The organism is Streptomyces sp. B1I3 (genome assembly GCF_030816615.1).
Classification (GTDB): domain Bacteria; phylum Actinomycetota; class Actinomycetes; order Streptomycetales; family Streptomycetaceae; genus Streptomyces.
On sequence record NZ_JAUSYD010000001.1, the window covers coordinates 5,429,977 to 5,444,981 of the forward strand.

The 15,005-nt window shown below is 73.0% G+C and carries 10 protein-coding genes and 1 pseudogene; 7 read left to right on the forward strand and 4 right to left on the reverse strand.

Translation table 11 applies throughout. The features are described from left to right. Nucleotides 1-74: 74 nt before the first annotated feature. Both QFZ58_RS24690 and QFZ58_RS24695 read right to left on the reverse strand, forming a co-directional pair. Nucleotides 75-1,649 (reverse strand): NADH-quinone oxidoreductase subunit NuoF family protein, encoded by a 1,575-nt coding sequence (locus QFZ58_RS24690; RefSeq protein ID WP_307127078.1) that lies wholly within the window; start codon nt 1,647-1,649, stop codon nt 75-77. Then, the gene (locus QFZ58_RS24695; RefSeq protein ID WP_307127079.1) at nt 1,646-3,097 is read right to left on the reverse strand and encodes a hypothetical protein; all 1,452 of its coding nucleotides are present in this window, start codon (nt 3,095-3,097) and stop codon (nt 1,646-1,648) included. Before QFZ58_RS24695 ends, QFZ58_RS24690 begins: the two co-directional genes overlap by 4 nt. A gap of 479 nt (nt 3,098-3,576) precedes the next feature. On the opposite strand from QFZ58_RS24695, the gene leuS reads away from it, so the two are divergent. The 5 genes from leuS to QFZ58_RS24720 all read left to right on the forward strand — a co-directional run bounded on the left by leuS (nt 3,577) and on the right by QFZ58_RS24720 (nt 12,667). After that, entirely contained in the window at nt 3,577-6,444 is a 2,868-nt protein-coding gene (gene leuS / locus QFZ58_RS24700; protein ID WP_307127080.1) for a leucine--tRNA ligase, read from the forward strand. 149 nt (nt 6,445-6,593) lie between these two features. Then, nucleotides 6,594-7,319: a hypothetical protein gene (locus QFZ58_RS24705; RefSeq protein WP_307127081.1), complete on the forward strand. Its 726-nt coding sequence runs from the start codon at nt 6,594-6,596 to the stop codon at nt 7,317-7,319. A 107-nt stretch (nt 7,320-7,426) separates the two neighbouring features. Then, complete coding sequence (locus QFZ58_RS24710; protein ID WP_307127082.1) at nt 7,427-8,272, forward strand: DegV family protein; 846 nt, start codon at nt 7,427-7,429, stop codon at nt 8,270-8,272. Nucleotides 8,273-9,248: 976 nt separating this feature from the next. Further along, nucleotides 9,249-9,983 (forward strand): ComEA family DNA-binding protein, encoded by a 735-nt coding sequence (locus tag QFZ58_RS24715; RefSeq protein WP_307127083.1) that lies wholly within the window; start codon nt 9,249-9,251, stop codon nt 9,981-9,983. 128 nt (nt 9,984-10,111) lie between these two features. Continuing rightward, nucleotides 10,112-12,667, forward strand: coding sequence for a ComEC/Rec2 family competence protein (locus QFZ58_RS24720; protein WP_307128980.1), 2,556 nt, complete (start codon nt 10,112-10,114; stop codon nt 12,665-12,667). Nucleotides 12,668-12,693: 26 nt separating this feature from the next. Here QFZ58_RS24720 and QFZ58_RS24725 read toward each other — a convergent pair whose 3' ends face one another. Next, nucleotides 12,694-13,149, reverse strand: a complete 456-nt coding sequence (locus QFZ58_RS24725) for a pyridoxamine 5'-phosphate oxidase family protein (protein ID WP_307127084.1) — start codon at nt 13,147-13,149, stop codon at nt 12,694-12,696. 154 nt (nt 13,150-13,303) lie between these two features. Between QFZ58_RS24725 and QFZ58_RS24730 the strand changes: the two genes are divergently transcribed. Together QFZ58_RS24730 and QFZ58_RS24735 are read left to right on the forward strand one after the other, a co-directional pair. After that, nucleotides 13,304-14,146, forward strand: coding sequence for an arylamine N-acetyltransferase (locus QFZ58_RS24730; protein WP_307128981.1), 843 nt, complete (start codon nt 13,304-13,306; stop codon nt 14,144-14,146). A gap of 142 nt (nt 14,147-14,288) precedes the next feature. Continuing rightward, nucleotides 14,289-14,623: pseudogene (locus tag QFZ58_RS24735) on the forward strand (YceI family protein); the annotation flags it as partial. A 58-nt stretch (nt 14,624-14,681) separates the two neighbouring features. Here QFZ58_RS24735 and QFZ58_RS24740 read toward each other — a convergent pair. Continuing rightward, on the reverse strand, nt 14,682-14,927 hold the full coding sequence (locus QFZ58_RS24740; protein ID WP_307127085.1) for a hypothetical protein: 246 nt from the start codon (nt 14,925-14,927) through the stop codon (nt 14,682-14,684). Nucleotides 14,928-15,005: the final 78 nt, after the last annotated feature.

The following is a 15,005-nucleotide window of genomic DNA, read 5'->3' on the forward strand; positions in this document are numbered from 1 at the left end:
AAGCGGGTCGTCCGAATCGGACGACCCGCTTCTTTTCGTACCCGGCGGACCGCCGGTCAAGGACCGCGGGAGGATCAACCGCGTCCGCTGCCCAGTGCCTTGCGCTGCGGGCTCGGGAGGGCGGGGCGTTCGGCTGGTGCCTGTTCGATACGGAGGGCAAGCGCCGGACAGCGCCGTACGGCCCGCTGGGCGCGGCCCCGCAGATGCATGGGCACGGCGGCGTCCGCCAGCGCCGGGTAGCCGTCAGGGCCCAGCCTGATCAGCTCCGGGACGATGTCCGCGCACAGGCCGTGTCCCTGGCAGAGCGTCCAGTCGACCGCCAGCCTCTCGCCGCTCGGGATCGACTCCTCCACGTCCTCGTAGCCCGCCGCGGGCAGGGGGAGGACGCCGAGCGTCTCCCGCCCGCAGCCACCGTCCAGCACGTGCGCGGCCAGGTCGTCGGTGAACGCGGACAGGGTGGACGCCAGGAAGCGCGCGGATCCGTCGGGATGCTTGCACGCCCCGCGGCCCTTCACCGCCTGGGTCACCTCGCGCAGTGCCTCCAGGGCGGTGGGACCGCCTCCGTTCAGCACGTCGGAGAGGCCGCCTGCCGCGGCAGGCAGTCCCAGCTTGCAAGGCCCGCACTGGCCCGCCGTCTCGGCGGCCAGCCAGTTGGCGATCCGCAGCGACTCCCCGATCGGGCACGTCTCCGGGCCGATCGGAAGAATGGCGCCCGCGCCGAGCGCGCCGCCCGCCGCCGCCAGTGAGGCGCGGGAGACCACGGCGTCGTGCGCGGCGATCGAGTCGATCCAGTTGCCGTGGTAGCCGCCGGTCAGGACGCCCTGCGGCAGCGGTGGAGCACCGGCCATCTGCAGGACGTACCGCAGGGGGACGCCGGTCGGCACCTCGACCACCATCGGCTGCGCCACGGCCCCGGAGACGGTCAGCAGGACCGTCCCGGGCTCGTCCGCCAGGCCGGTGTGCCCGTAGCGGCGGGCGCCGATCCGGGCGGCGACCGCCAACTGCGCGTACGTCTCCGCATTCGACAGGAGCGTCGGCGCGCCCGCCACCCCTGACTCCGCTGCGCGCTCCCGTCGCCCGGGGGGCAGGGCGGGACCGCCGTTCACCGCGCGGATGACCGCGGAGGCCTCGCCGGACACCATGCGCTCCGGGGTGCGTACCACCCGGGCGCGCAGGTGCCGCCCCCGCCGGTCGGACAGCCCGCGCTCGGCCAGCGCGGCCCGGACGGAGATCTCCGTGGAGTTGCGTGTGACGGCCACGACGAGGGTGCGGGCGCCGAGCGCCTCCGCGGCGAGCAGCGCGCCGTCGAGGATGAGGTGGGGGGCCCGGTTGAGGAGCACGGTGTCCTTGCGGCAGGCCGGTTCGCCCTCGCTTCCGTTGATCACGACGACGGGCCGTACCCCGCGGCGTATGGAGGCTTTCGCGACAGCGCGCAGCTTCTTGCCGAAGGGGAACCCCGCACCGCCGCGGCCACGCAGCGAGATGGCTTCCGAGAGCTCGGCCAGGCGCTCGCCCGTCATCGGTTCGAGCGGTCCGTGCACCTTGAGGTGCATCGCGAGGTCCAGGCGTTCCACCAGGTCGAAGCCGGTGGTCAGCTGGGGAAGGCCGACGACGCGGACCTCGGGTACATCGGGGAGGGGGACGTTCACGGTCGGTCTCCTGCGGGTGCGTGCCATGGTTCTCCGGCGGGGGGCGGATAGAGCGGCCCCGGCAGCTGTTCGGTCTCGGCGTCGTACCGGACGGGACCACCGCCCCGGCCGGCCGGATCCGCGGCGGGGAACGGGTGCGCAGCGGAGGCCTCCGGCGCGGAGCCGTACGCGGCCGGTTCCCCGGACCGGCCGTACGCGGAGGGTTCCCCGGACCGGCCGTACGCGGCCGGCTCCTGGCTCTGGCTGTAGGCATGGCCGGCGTCGCCGGTGGCATCGGGTGGGTAGGACGGCCCGAGCGCCCACGCGGGGGGTGCGGGGGACGGTGCCGGCCAGTGGTCGTCCGTGCGTCCGTCGGGCGGCTGCGCAGCAGGTCGTGAGACGGCCCGGTAGGCCGCGAAGATGCCGGACTCCGCTCCGGAGGGCGGCGCGTACGTCCGTACGAAATCGTGGTCGAGCCGCTCGGAGCTGCGAGGAGGCGGCTCGAAGGGCGCCGGCTCGAAGGGCGGGGGCGTGTACGAGGGGGCGGCGGGGTCCGGAGCCGCGAACGACGGGGGCGCCGGGGCGGCGAGTGTCCGTGGACGGACCGGGGTGGCGCGCACGTCATGCCCCTCGTCGCCCCACCCGTGCCCGTCACGCCGGTCGTACCCCCGTCCGTGCCCGTCGTCCCCCCAGCCCGGAGCGTCGGGCGGCAGTCCTTGGCGGGGGAACGGAGCCACGTGGTCCGCGCCGGGCAGCGGGGAAGTCCGCACGGCCGGGTCGGAGTCCGGGGCCGGCGGGAGGTCGGGCCGGATCAGAGCCGTGACCAGTTCGGTGATCAGGCGCCTGGCCGGGCCGGGGAGGAGGCGCAGCCCCAGGGCGGCGGCCGCCGCGAGCAGGCAGAGCATGTACATCACGACGACCCAGGTCGCGGGCTGCCGCCCGGCGTACAGGCCGTGTACGAGTGCGAAGCACCACGCCGGATAGGCGAGCGCATGCAGTGCGCGCCAGCGGCCGGCGATCCTGCCCGGGGTGGCGAAGGCGCTGCGCATGGCACCGGTCGCCGCGGCGACGATCATCAGCAGCCCGGCCAGTGAGCCGAAGCCGATGAGGCCGGCGGTACCGCCGAACCCGAGGCCGAAGGGTATGAGGGCGCCGAGCAGCTCCACGTGCCCGAGCGCGACCTTCACCGTGCCGTGCAGCAGCAGGAAGCCGAGCGAGGCGACCGCGGCTGCCCGGTGGATGCCCTGGGCGATCAGCCGCTGCCGGGTGGAGAGGAAGAGGCGGTCGGTGGCCAGCAGGCCCCAGGCGACCGCCGCCGTGAGCGATACGAGCGTCAGGACGCCGGTCGTGAAGTCGAGCGTGGCGCGCAGACCGTCGCTTCCCGCGACGGCGAGCAGCGGGATGAGAACCAGCGCCGCGACGGTCAGGCCGCCCTGCACCGAGCGGCTCATGGCTGGGCTGCGGTTCATGGAGGGGGACGAGCGGATCCTGCGATGAGGCTTCATGGGGGCGACTCCGAATGGTTCGGCAAAGCGGTCCCGTTGCCGCATGCTAAGTCGCTGCCTACCAGCCGGTATGGGATTTGAGATGTTGCCCCGATAGAGGGCAGTACGCGGAGTAACCCCCGGAGTGTGTGGGTCCTGCGCAGAGATCGTGCCGATGGCGTGCGTGCCGTGCCCGCAGGGGGCACGACCGGGGCCGGTCTTCCGTACGGGTATCTGCCGGGCAGGGCTCAGGGCCCGTGCGGTACCCTGGCGCCGTGCGTGCCGTAGGCCTTCTGCTTAGCGAGCCGCGCTGATCAGTACCGACCGGTGAGAGCGCCTGGTCGGACTCGGCGCGGCGTCCCCTCCTGTGCGAGGGGATTTTTCGTTTCCGTAGACGTGTGTCCGTAGACGTGTGTCCGTGGACGTGGGCGCCGCAGATGACGATCGATGGAGCTTTGAGGATCATGAGCGAGACGAACACCGCGGCCGAGGTCGCCGCGCCGCACCGCTACACGGCGGCGATGGCCGCTGACATCGAGGCACGCTGGCAGGACTTCTGGGACGCCGAAGGGACGTACGAGGCGCCGAACCCGGCCGGCGACCTGGCGGGCGATCCGGAACTGGCTGCGAGGCCCAAGAAGTTCATCATGGACATGTTCCCGTACCCGTCGGGTGCGGGACTGCACGTCGGCCACCCGCTCGGCTACATCGCCACCGACGTCTACGCCCGCCATCAGCGGATGACCGGACACAACGTCCTGCACACCCTGGGCTTCGACGCCTTCGGTCTGCCCGCGGAGCAGTACGCCGTGCAGACCGGCACGCACCCGCGGGTCTCCACCGAGGCCAACATGGAGAACATGAAGGTCCAGCTGCGCCGGCTGGGCCTGGGTCACGACAAGCGCCGGTCGTTCGCGACGATCGACGCGGACTACTACAGGTGGACCCAGTGGATCTTCCTGCAGATCTTCAACTCCTGGTACGACACCGAGGCGGACCGGGCGCGTCCGATCGCCGAGCTCGTCGCCCAGTTCGAGAGCGGTGAGCGCCCGACCCCGGACGGCCGCGAGTGGGGCGTGCTGAGCGCTGCGGAGCGCGCCGACGTCCTGGGGCAGTACCGCCTGGCGTACGCCTCGGACGCGCCCGTCAACTGGTCCCCCGGACTGGGCACCGTGCTGGCCAACGAAGAGGTCACGGCGGACGGCCGCTCCGAGCGCGGCAACTTCCCGGTCTTCAAGGCCAAGCTGCGCCAGTGGAACATGCGCATCACCGCCTACGCGGACCGGCTGCTGGACGACCTGGACGGGCTGGACTGGCCCGAGGCCATCAAGCTGCAGCAGCGCAACTGGATCGGCCGTTCCGAGGGTGCGCGCGTCGGCTTCCCGGTCGACGGAGCGGGTGACATCACCGTCTTCACCACCCGTCAGGACACCCTGTTCGGCGCCACCTACATGGTGCTGGCGCCCGAGCACGAACTGGTCGAGCGGATCATTCCCGCCGCCTGGCCCGAGGGCACCCACCCGGTGTGGACCGGTGGCCACGCGAGCCCGGCCGAGGCCGTCACGGCGTACCGCAAGCAGGCCGCCGCCAAGTCCGACGTCGAGCGGCAGGCCGAGGCCAAGGACAAGACCGGCGTCTTCACCGGCGCGTACGCGACCAACCCGGTCAGCGGCGAGAAGGTCCCCGTCTTCATCGCCGACTACGTCCTGATGGGCTACGGCACCGGCGCGATCATGGCGGTACCGGCGCACGACGCGCGCGACTTCGCGTTCGCGCGCGCCTTCGAGCTGCCGATGCGCTGTGTGGTCGAACCGTCGGACGGCCGCGGTACGGACCCCTCGACGTGGGAGGACGCCTTCTCGTCCTACGAGGCCGAGCTGGTCAACTCCGCCAACGACGAGATCTCGCTGGACGGCCTGGGCGTCGTCGAGGCCAAGGCGAAGATCACCGAGTGGCTGAAGGCGCACGGCCTCGGCGAGGGCACCGTCAACTTCCGGCTGCGGGACTGGCTGTTCAGCCGTCAGCGCTACTGGGGCGAGCCCTTCCCGATCGTGTACGACGAGGAGGGCATCGCCCACCCGCTGCCCGAGTCGATGCTGCCGCTGGAACTGCCCGAGGTCGAGGACTACTCGCCGCGCACCTTCGACCCGGAGGACGCCGACACCCAGCCCGAGACACCGCTGTCCCGGAACGCCGACTGGGTCAACGTCACCCTGGATCTGGGCGACGGGCCGAAGAAGTACCGCCGCGAGACCAACACCATGCCGAACTGGGCCGGTTCCTGCTGGTACGAGCTGCGCTACCTGGACCCGAACAACGACCGCCGGCTGGTCGACCCCGCGATCGAGCAGTACTGGATGGGGCCGCGCGAAGGGCAGCCCACCGGAGGCGTCGACCTGTACGTCGGCGGTGCCGAGCACGCCGTACTGCACCTGCTGTACGCCCGCTTCTGGTCCAAGGTGCTGCACGACCTGGGGCACATCTCGTCCGCGGAACCGTTCCACAAGCTGTACAACCAGGGCATGATCCAGGCCTTCGTCTACCGGGACAGCCGCGGCATCGCGGTCCCGGCCGCGGAGGTCGAGGAGCGCGACGGTGCGTACTACCACGGGGGCGAGAAGGTCAGCCGCGTCCTGGGCAAGATGGGCAAGTCCCTGAAGAACGCCGTGACGCCCGACGAGATCTGCGGCGAGTACGGGGCGGACACCCTGCGGCTGTACGAGATGGCCATGGGCCCGCTGGACGTCTCGCGCCCCTGGGACACGCGTGCCGTGGTCGGCCAGTTCCGGCTGCTGCAGAGGCTGTGGCGCAACGTCGTCGACGAGGAGACCGGCGAGGTCACCGTCGTCGACACCGAGCCCGACGAGGACACGCTGCGTGCACTGCACAAGGCCATCGACGGTGTCGGCCAGGACATGGCGGGGATGCGCTTCAACACGGCCATCGCCAAGGTGACCGAGCTGAACAACCACCTGACGAAGGCGGGTGGCCCGCTGTCCCGGTCGGTCGCCGAGCGGCTGGTGCTGCTGATCGCCCCGCTGGCGCCGCACGTCGCGGAGGAGCTGTGGCGCCGGCTGGGCCACACGGAGTCGGTCGTGCACCAGGACTTCCCGGTCGCCGACCCCGCGTACGTCGTCGACGAGACCGTGACCTGCGTGGTGCAGGTCAAGGGCAAGGTGAAGGCGCGTCTGGAGATCTCCCCGTCGATCACGGACGAGGAGCTGGAGGCGCTGGCGCTGGCCGACGAGAGCGTCGTCGCCGCGCTGGGCGGGGCCGGGATCCGCAAGGTGATCGTGCGTGCACCGAAACTGGTGAACATCGTCCCCGCGTAGCGGCGGGCCGGCGGCAGGCTCCGAAAGGCTTGGGGCTTTCCCCTACGGGCAGGTTGGGGGTTCCGGTGGAACCCTCGGCCTGCCCGTTCCGTTTACGGTAGAAGGGGCGACCGCACACCGGCAGCCGAGTCGACAACCGAGGGACGTTCATGGAAGCCGTGATCCTGATCCTGACGCTGCTGTTCGTCGCGTTCGTGGCACTCGGGGTGTACGCGGGCGTGAAGGCCGTGCGCGCCGCCAAGCGCGGCGTGGACCGCACGATCACCCAGGCGCGCCGTTCCGTGGAGGACACCGCGCTCCGGGCCAAGAGCTACGGGCAGCCCGGTGTGCCGGGGGAGCTCGCGCAGCTCCGGCTCTCGCTGCGCACCTCGATGCGGGCCACGCAGGACGCGCTGAACGCCCAGGCGGCGGAGGATTCCTCGCTCTCGGAGTCCCTGGGACTCTTCCAGCGCCTCAGCGCCCACGGACGCGAGCTGGACAGCGAACTCAAGCGCCTGGAGCGGGAGCCGGACCGGGTGACCGTGGCCACCCTGCTGCCGGGGCTGAAGGAGCGCACGGAGCGCATCACACACTCGGCGGAGTCCCTGCGCTGGGCCGCCCGTGACCGCGCGCGGCAGTACGCCGAGGACGATCTGGCGGCGCTGAACGCCCAGATCGACCTGGAGGCGGGAGCCCTGCGGCACTGGACGACGGAGGAGCCGCCGGAGCGGAGCGGCACGGCCGCCTCCGCGGCCGGCGCCGGGGACACGTGGAGCGGGACGGGCAGCGGAGACCCTGACGGCGGGGAGACGCCGCAGGCGCTCACCCCTCCGGACCCGCGGTTGCGCACCGGCTACCCGTGGCAGAAGTCCGCCCGGCCCGAGACCACGAACTGACGCCCCGGGGTCCGGGACCGGCCGGAAGTGTTCCACGCCGACCGGAAATGATCAGTAGACCGGGCCCGGGCTGCCGTGCCTCCGCCCCGGAAGGTAACCTCCGGCTCATGTCCCGCCATGTCGCGATCGTCACCGATTCAACGGCCTACCTGCCGCCAGAGACGATGGAACGGCACAGCATCACCGCGGTGCCGCTGACCGTCGTTCTGGGCAACCAGGCTCTGCAGGAGGGTACGGAGATCTCGGCCCGGTCGCTGGCGCTTGCCCTGCAGAAGCGCCGCTCCGTGACCACGTCCCGGCCCAGCCCAGAGGTCTTCGCCGCCGCCTACCGCGCCGCGGCCGATGCGGGGGCGGCCGGTATCGTCTCGCTCCACCTCTCGGCCGAGTTCTCCGGTACGTACGACGCCGCGCTGCTCGCGGCGAAGGACGCGCCGGTGCCGGTGCGCGTCGTCGACACCGGAATGGTCGCCATGGCCCTGGGCTTCTGCGCGCTGGCCGCGGCCGAGGCCGCGGAAGCGGGTGGGGGCCTGGACGAGGCGGTCGCCGCCGCGGAGAAGCGGGCCGCGGGCACGTCCGCGTACTTCTACGTCGACACGCTGGACTACCTGCGCCGGGGCGGCCGGATCGGTGCGGCGCAGGCACTGCTGGGCTCCGCTCTCGCGGTGAAACCCCTGCTGCAACTCGCCGGTGGCCGTATCGAACTGCTGGAGAAGGTGCGGACGGCGTCCAAGGCGATCGCGCGGTTGGAGGAGATCGTCGCCGAGCAGGCCGGATCAGGGGCGGTGGACATCGCCGTGCACCACCTCACCGCGCCCGAGCGCGCCGAGCGGCTCGCGGAGCGGTTGCGGGAACGGGTGCCGGGTCTTGTGGAGCTGCACGTGAGCGAGGTGGGCGCGGTGATCGGGGCGCACACCGGGCCCGGGCTCCTGGCAGCGGTCATCTCGCCGCGCTGAACCGCACCCCTTCGGGTGAGGGGAATATCCACAACGGGCGGGTTGTCCACCGGAATCGGGGCAGACCAGCGGGTTCCGGCGGAAGTGTCTAGCGTCGTGCGCCATGACCCCGCGATCACCTCACACATCCATCCGTGCCACCGTCCGGCAGGCCGGCGGCGCCATCGCCGAGGCGATGCCCCGCGCCACCGGCCCGGGGGTGCACCGGGCCACGCGCCCGGTCGCGCACCGGGCCGCTCCTCGTCCGGTGAGAAGGCACCGGCCGGCCGACGGGGCGCGGTACGGGCCGGGGACCGGGCCCGGAGGCGCGGCCGGCACCGGGCCCGCCGCGCGTCGCGGGCGCCGGCGGCGGGCCCCGGGCGGGCCCGACGCCGAAGTCGTGGCGGCATCCCGGCTCCGGGCGGAGGCGCTACTGGCCGCAGGCCGGTCCTCGGCGGGGGCGGTGCCACCGGGCGATGACAGCTCCCGCGAGGAGACGTCGCACGAACCGCCGGTGCGCGGGACGCCCCCCTCGCGACCCCGCGCCGTACCCTCGTGGGCCTCGGCGCGAGTGCGGTCCACGGTCCAGGCACCGCCCGCGGTTCAGGAACCGCCTGCACCGTCCACGGTTCAAGCACCGTCCATGGTTCAGGCACCGTCCATGGTTCAGGCACCGTCCATGGTTCAGGCACCGTCCATGGTTCAGGCACCGTCCACAGCGTCAGCGCGGTCCTCCGCCCCGGCAGGTTCCTCGATTGCCTCCCGCCACCCACCGTCCCAGGCACCGTCCTCCTCGGCGCCGTCGGCGTTGACGGCCCCGCCGACAGCGTCGGCTCCTCCCGGGGTGGTCCCGGGTCTCCGGGCCTCGTCTCCTCCGTGTGCGTCCTTGCCCCCGCCGCCCCCGCACGTATCGGTCCTCCCGGCTCCGACGGCGAGTCCGCTCCCGACCGGTGACGGGCTGCACGCCGACCCGGCCCGGCGGCCACGATGGTGGCGGGTGGCCGGGCCCGCTCTGCGCGAACGGCTCCCGCTGTGGGTCCAGCTGCGATGCGGCCTGGAGCCCCGGACACTTGCCGCGCTCGCCGTCGTCCTGGTCGGGGCAGCGGTCTTCGCCGCGGCCCACTTCTGGTCGGCTCGCCCCGAGCCCGTGCGAGCTCCCGAGCAGGTGACGGAGGCGGCCGCGGCCCGCGTGGTGGGGCCCGAGGGCGCGGACCGGCTCGTTCCAGGGCCCCTGCCAGGGCCCGAGCCTTCCTCCAGGGCTTCCGCCCCTGCGGCGGGCGGCGGGCAGATCGTCGTCGACGTGAGCGGCAAGGTGCGCCGGCCTGGGATCCGGCGTCTGCCGGCCGGCTCACGGGTGGCTGACGCGTTGCGGGCGGCGGGAGGCGTGCGCGAGGGCACGGATGTCACCGGACTCAACCGGGCCCGCGTTCTGACGGACGGCGAGCAGGTGGCCGTGGGCGTGCCCGCGGCACAGGCCGCCACCGGCACGACAGCGGGAGGCGGTGGTGGCGGCATCGGCGCGGGGCAGGCAGGACCGGCAGCGCCGGTGAGCCTTTCCACGGCCACGGCCGAGCAGCTCGAAACCCTGCCCGGGGTCGGGCCGGTCCTCGCCCAGCACATCCTCGACTACCGCACGGAACACGGGGGTTTCCGGTCCGTCGACGAGCTCCGCGAGGTCAACGGCATCGGTGACCGCCGGTTCGCAGACCTGCGGCCACTGGTCCGGCCGTGATCCGCCCCGGCGTGAGCGGCCCCGCCGGCGCCCCGCACAGGCCACGCGACCACGAGGACGAGGGGTTACCGCCCGCCGCCGATGGCACGCAGGAAGGCCCGGTCGATCTCCGGCTCGTCCCGCCCGCCCTGGCCGCCTGGGCAGCCTCTGCCCTGGCTCTGGACGTGCCCGGGCGGTGGGCAGCGGTGGGGGCTCTGCTCAGCGCGTGCGCCGCGCTCGGACTCCTCGTCCTCCCCCGGGCAGCGGCGGCGGTCCGCGCGCGCCACCCGGAAGCGGATGAGCGCGGTGCCGACCTGTCCCGAGGCGCCGGTGAGCATGGTGGCGGGATCCGGGGCGCCGCTGAACGCGGTGCCGACCAGGTACGCGGCACCGATGGGAGCCGTGCCGGCCGAGCGCGCGAAGCCGGCGTGAGCGGTTCTGGCCGGCACCGGCAGACGCGGCTGCGGACGACCGCCGCTGCCGGAGTGCTCCTCTGCGCCGCGGCCGGAGCGGCCACGGCCGGACTCCACGGCGCGGACACCCGTACGGGCCCCCTCCCAGGGCTGGCCCGGGACTACGCACGGGTCGAGGCGGAGGTGACCGTCACCTCCGACGCACGGCAGACCAGGCCGCAGGTGCGGGGCGACCACAGCACGCCCGTCTCGCTGCTCCTGAACGCCGAAGTCGATCGGCTGACCGCCCCCGACGGCACGGTCACCAGGGTGCGTACCCCGGTCCTCCTCATGGTCGCGCCGGGTGCCGCCGCCGATCGGTGGGAGCGGCTGCTGCCCTCCACCGGGCTCCGTGTCAGCGGGAGGCTCGCACCACCGCACCACGACGGAGAGCGCATAGCAGCCGTGCTCGGCACGGACGCGGACGAGCCACCCCGCGTCATCGCGGTGCCGACCTTTCTCCAACGCGGCGCGGGGTATCTCCGCGCCGGCCTGCGGGATGCCACCGACGGGCTCGACGCCGACGCGCGGGCGCTCCTTCCGGGGCTCGTGGTCGGTGACACCTCGCGGGTCCCGCCCGAACTGCACGATGCCTTCAAGGCCACCGACCTCACCCACCTGCTGGCCGTGTCAGGTGCCAACCTGTCAATCCTCCTCTTCCTCCTCATCGGGCCACCGGGGACGGCCCTGCGCAGCGAACGCCGCGGTCTGGCACCCCGGCTGGGCATCTCCCTGCGCGGGACGGCTCTCCTCGGCGGGGCGCTCGCGCTCGCCTTCGTGATCGTCTGCCGCCCGGAACCGAGTGTGCTGCGCGCAGCCGCATGCGGTCTGATCACGCTGCTCGCCATCGGCACGGGACGCCGCAGGTCCCTGCTGCCCGCCCTGGCCGCCGCCGTCCTCCTGCTGGTGCTGTACGACCCATGGCTGGCGCGCAGTTACGGCTTCCTGCTGTCCGTGCTGGCCACCGGGGCGCTGCTGACCCTCGCACCGCGCTGGAGCAGCGCCCTGCAGCGGCACGGGTTCCCGCCGAGAATCGCCGAGATGCTGGCTGCCGCGGGTGCCGCTCAGGCCGTCTGCGCGCCCGTGGTCGTCGTCCTGGCCTCCCGGGTCAGTCTGGTCGCGATCCCCTGCAATCTGCTGGCCGAACCGGCGGTGGCGCCCGCGACGATCCTCGGGTTCGCCGCTCTCTCGGTGGCCCCGCTGTCGATGCCCGCGGCCGGCGCGCTGGCGACCGTCGCGGGATGGCCCGTCGGGTGGATCGCGTCCGTGGCCCGCACCGGAGCTGCCCTGCCCGGCGCGGAGGCCGAGTGGCCGGGCGGCTGGCGGGGCGCGGCGCTGCTGGCCGTCCTCACGACCGTACTCGCGCTGTCCGCCCGCCGTGTCGCACGTCATCCATGGGTCTGTTCGGCCGCCGCGTTCCTCCTCGTCCTGGCGGTCCTGCGCCCGGTGCCACTGACCAGGCTCATGACCGGATGGCCGCCGCCGGGCTGGGCGTTCGCCATGTGCGACGTGGGGCAGGGAGACGCCATGGTCCTCGCGGCGGGGAAGGCCACGGGAGTGGTCGTGGACACCGGCCCGGACCCCCGGCTCGTCGACCGGTGCCTACGCGATCTCGGCGTCACCCGCGTGCCGTTGCTGTTGCTGACCCATTTCCACGCAGACCACGTACGCGGTCTGCCGGGTGCGCTGCGGGGGCGGGAGGTCGGCACCGTCCAGACGACGGGACTCGACGAACCGGCGGATCAGGCCGCCTTCGTCCGGAGAACGGCCGCGGCGGCGCACGTCCCGGTGGTCCGAGCCTCGCCGGGGGAGCGCCGCAGGGTGGGCCCGCTCGACTGGCGGGTGCTCTGGCCGACGGCAGACGCGCGGGGAGCGGCCCTGATGACGGAGGAGCCCAACGACTCCAGCGTGACCCTGTACGTACGGTCCGGTGCGCTGACCCTGCTGCTCCTGGGCGACCTCGAACCGCCTTCGCAACAGGGGCTGTTGCGCAGTTATCCGGCGCTGCCCCAGGTCGATGTGCTCAAGGTCGCGCACCACGGCTCCGCCCATCAGGACCCCGCACTCCTGCGCAGCGCTCACCCGCGGCTCGCCCTCATCAGCTGCGGCGCGGACAACCCGTACGGGCACCCGGCGGCGCGTACGGTGCGGACTCTCACGGAAGGCGGGGCGCGGGTGCTGCGTACGGACACCGACGGAGCGGTCGCCGTGACGGGCGCCGGTGCGGGGCTTCGCGCGGCAGGCCGTTCATGAACCGGGACGGCGACCGCTCGCGCCGGTCAGACCAGCCACACGCCATCCGTCATCAGATCGCGTCCGGCCAGCTCGTTCTCCTCCCGCCAGGCCTTGACCGTGCGGGGCGTGATCCGCAGGTACACCCAGGCGGGCCGGCCGCGAAGGTCCCAGTCGAGCTTCGCCGCGAAGGCGTCCCCCGACGCGCCGGGGAGCGCGGACCCTTCCACGATCTCGGCAGTGCCCTCGATCAGCACCACGTCCCGTGTATGGCCCAGGCTGACCCTGATCTCCCCGGACGGCGTCACGTTGACAGCGGTCGGGTTGGTGCGCCGGGTGGCCAGGAGCAGCGTTTCCCCGTCCCACACGAACGACAACGGCACCAGGCACGGCACACCGTCGTGGGAGGCCGTGGCCACCCAGGCGTCGTCGTCCTGCTCCAGACGATCGAGTACGTCCTGCTTGCGCTGCTCCGGGCTGCGTGCCGGCTCTCGCTCCGTCATGGCCCACACGGTAGCCAACAGCCGCGCCCACGGCTTCCGTCCGCGGACCTACGCCCACGGCTTCCGTCCGTGGCTCTACGCCCCCGAACTCCGTCCGCGGACCTACGCCCTGCGGCGCATGGCGCCGCAGGGCGGACCGGGACAGACTTCTGCCATGGAGCAGGAACCGTCGCCACCTCACCCGACGCCCACCGCCCCCACGCCCGCCGGCGCGGAATGGACGGGCGCCTACCTGGAACGCATCGACGCCGCACGTCCCGCCCGCGCCGACGCGGCGGCCCTGCACGCACTGCAGCTCCGCCACCTGATGGCAGTGCCCTTCGAGAACCTCTCGGTCCACCTCGGCGAGGACATCGTCCTGGACGAGGAGAGGCTCATCGACAAGATCGTGACGAGTCGCCGCGGTGGCTTCTGCTACGAACTCAACGGCGCCTTCGCCGCACTGCTGCGGGAGCTCGGATTCCGCGTCACCCTGCTCCAGGCACGGGTCTACGGCGAGGGCGGGCGCCTCGGCATCCCGTACGACCACATGGTGCTGCGCGTGGAGACCGACGACGACACGGGCCCGTGGCTCGCCGACGTGGGCTTCGGCGACCATGCCCTGCGGCCGCTCGCGCTGGACGACCGTTCCGGACAGGACGATCCGTGCGGTGTCTTCTGCCTGCGGGCGGCGCCGCAGGGGGACCTCGACCTCCATCGCGACGGCTCGCGTCGGTTCCGGCTGGACCTGCGGCCACGTGTGCTCGCGGACTTCCGGGCGGGTGCCTGGTACCACCGCACCTCGCCGGACTCCCACTTCACACGGTCGCTCGTCTGCTCACGGCGTACCGGCACGGGGCGGGTGACGCTCAGCGGCCGCACCCTCGTCACGACGGTGCGGGGCGAACGGCACGAGACGGTCCTGGACGACGACGCCGATGTGCTGGCCGCCTACCGCGACCACTTCGGTCTGCGTCTTGCGTCCCCGCCCGCGGTGCGGCAGGCCGCGAACGCTTGATACGTGCGACACGCGCAGGCGCGACGGTCGATCGACACGCGCAGGCACGACGGTCCATCGACACGCGCAGGCGCAACGGTCGAGCGTGCCTCGGTGACACTTCGCCACAACCTTCTGCGAGCCGCCGCGTGAACGCCGGACGCGCGACGACCACCTCCGCTCCGGTGACGTCCTCGACGTCGGGCACCACCCGGCCCCCGAGTGCCACGAGCGCCTCGTCCACCGCGGCGGCGCCCGATGGGGTGTCAGCGGTGCGCTCACGCTGCACGGTGCGAGCCGCACCGTCCCGCCGGACACCCAGTACCTCGGGCCGGGTAACGGCCTGGAGGGCGAGACACGCGCCGTCTGCCGGACCCTCGCAGAGCTGCACGGCTGTACCGCGGATTTCACCTCACGTGGCAGACGGTGCCGGCCCGCGGCGTCGCGGTCGTCGGCCCAGGTGTCAAGGTCGACATGGACGCCAGATCGTCTCCAAGGGCTGACATCCCTCGGGCAGCCGGAGCCATGCTCGTCTCGAGGCAACCCGAGCCACCCTTCAGGGCGTCTCCAGCCACCCCTCGTACTCCGCGGCGAACGCGTCGAGCGCCGCGGAGTCCAGCCGGCCGTCCGGGTCCTCCACCACGACCAGCCACTGGGCGTCCTCGGCGTCGTCCTCGCCCGCCAAAGCGTCCCGTACGAGTTGCGGCTCCTCGGCGACGCCGAACCGGTCGGCCAGTGTGTCGGCAACCTCCTGGGCGGTGTCGCGGTCCGGCAGCACCAGTACATGTCTCACGTCGCTCACCCGGTCATTCTCCGATATGCCCAGCACTCCGGTATGCCCAGGGCGGGCCGGCCGCGTTGTCACAGGGGCGTGGGATGC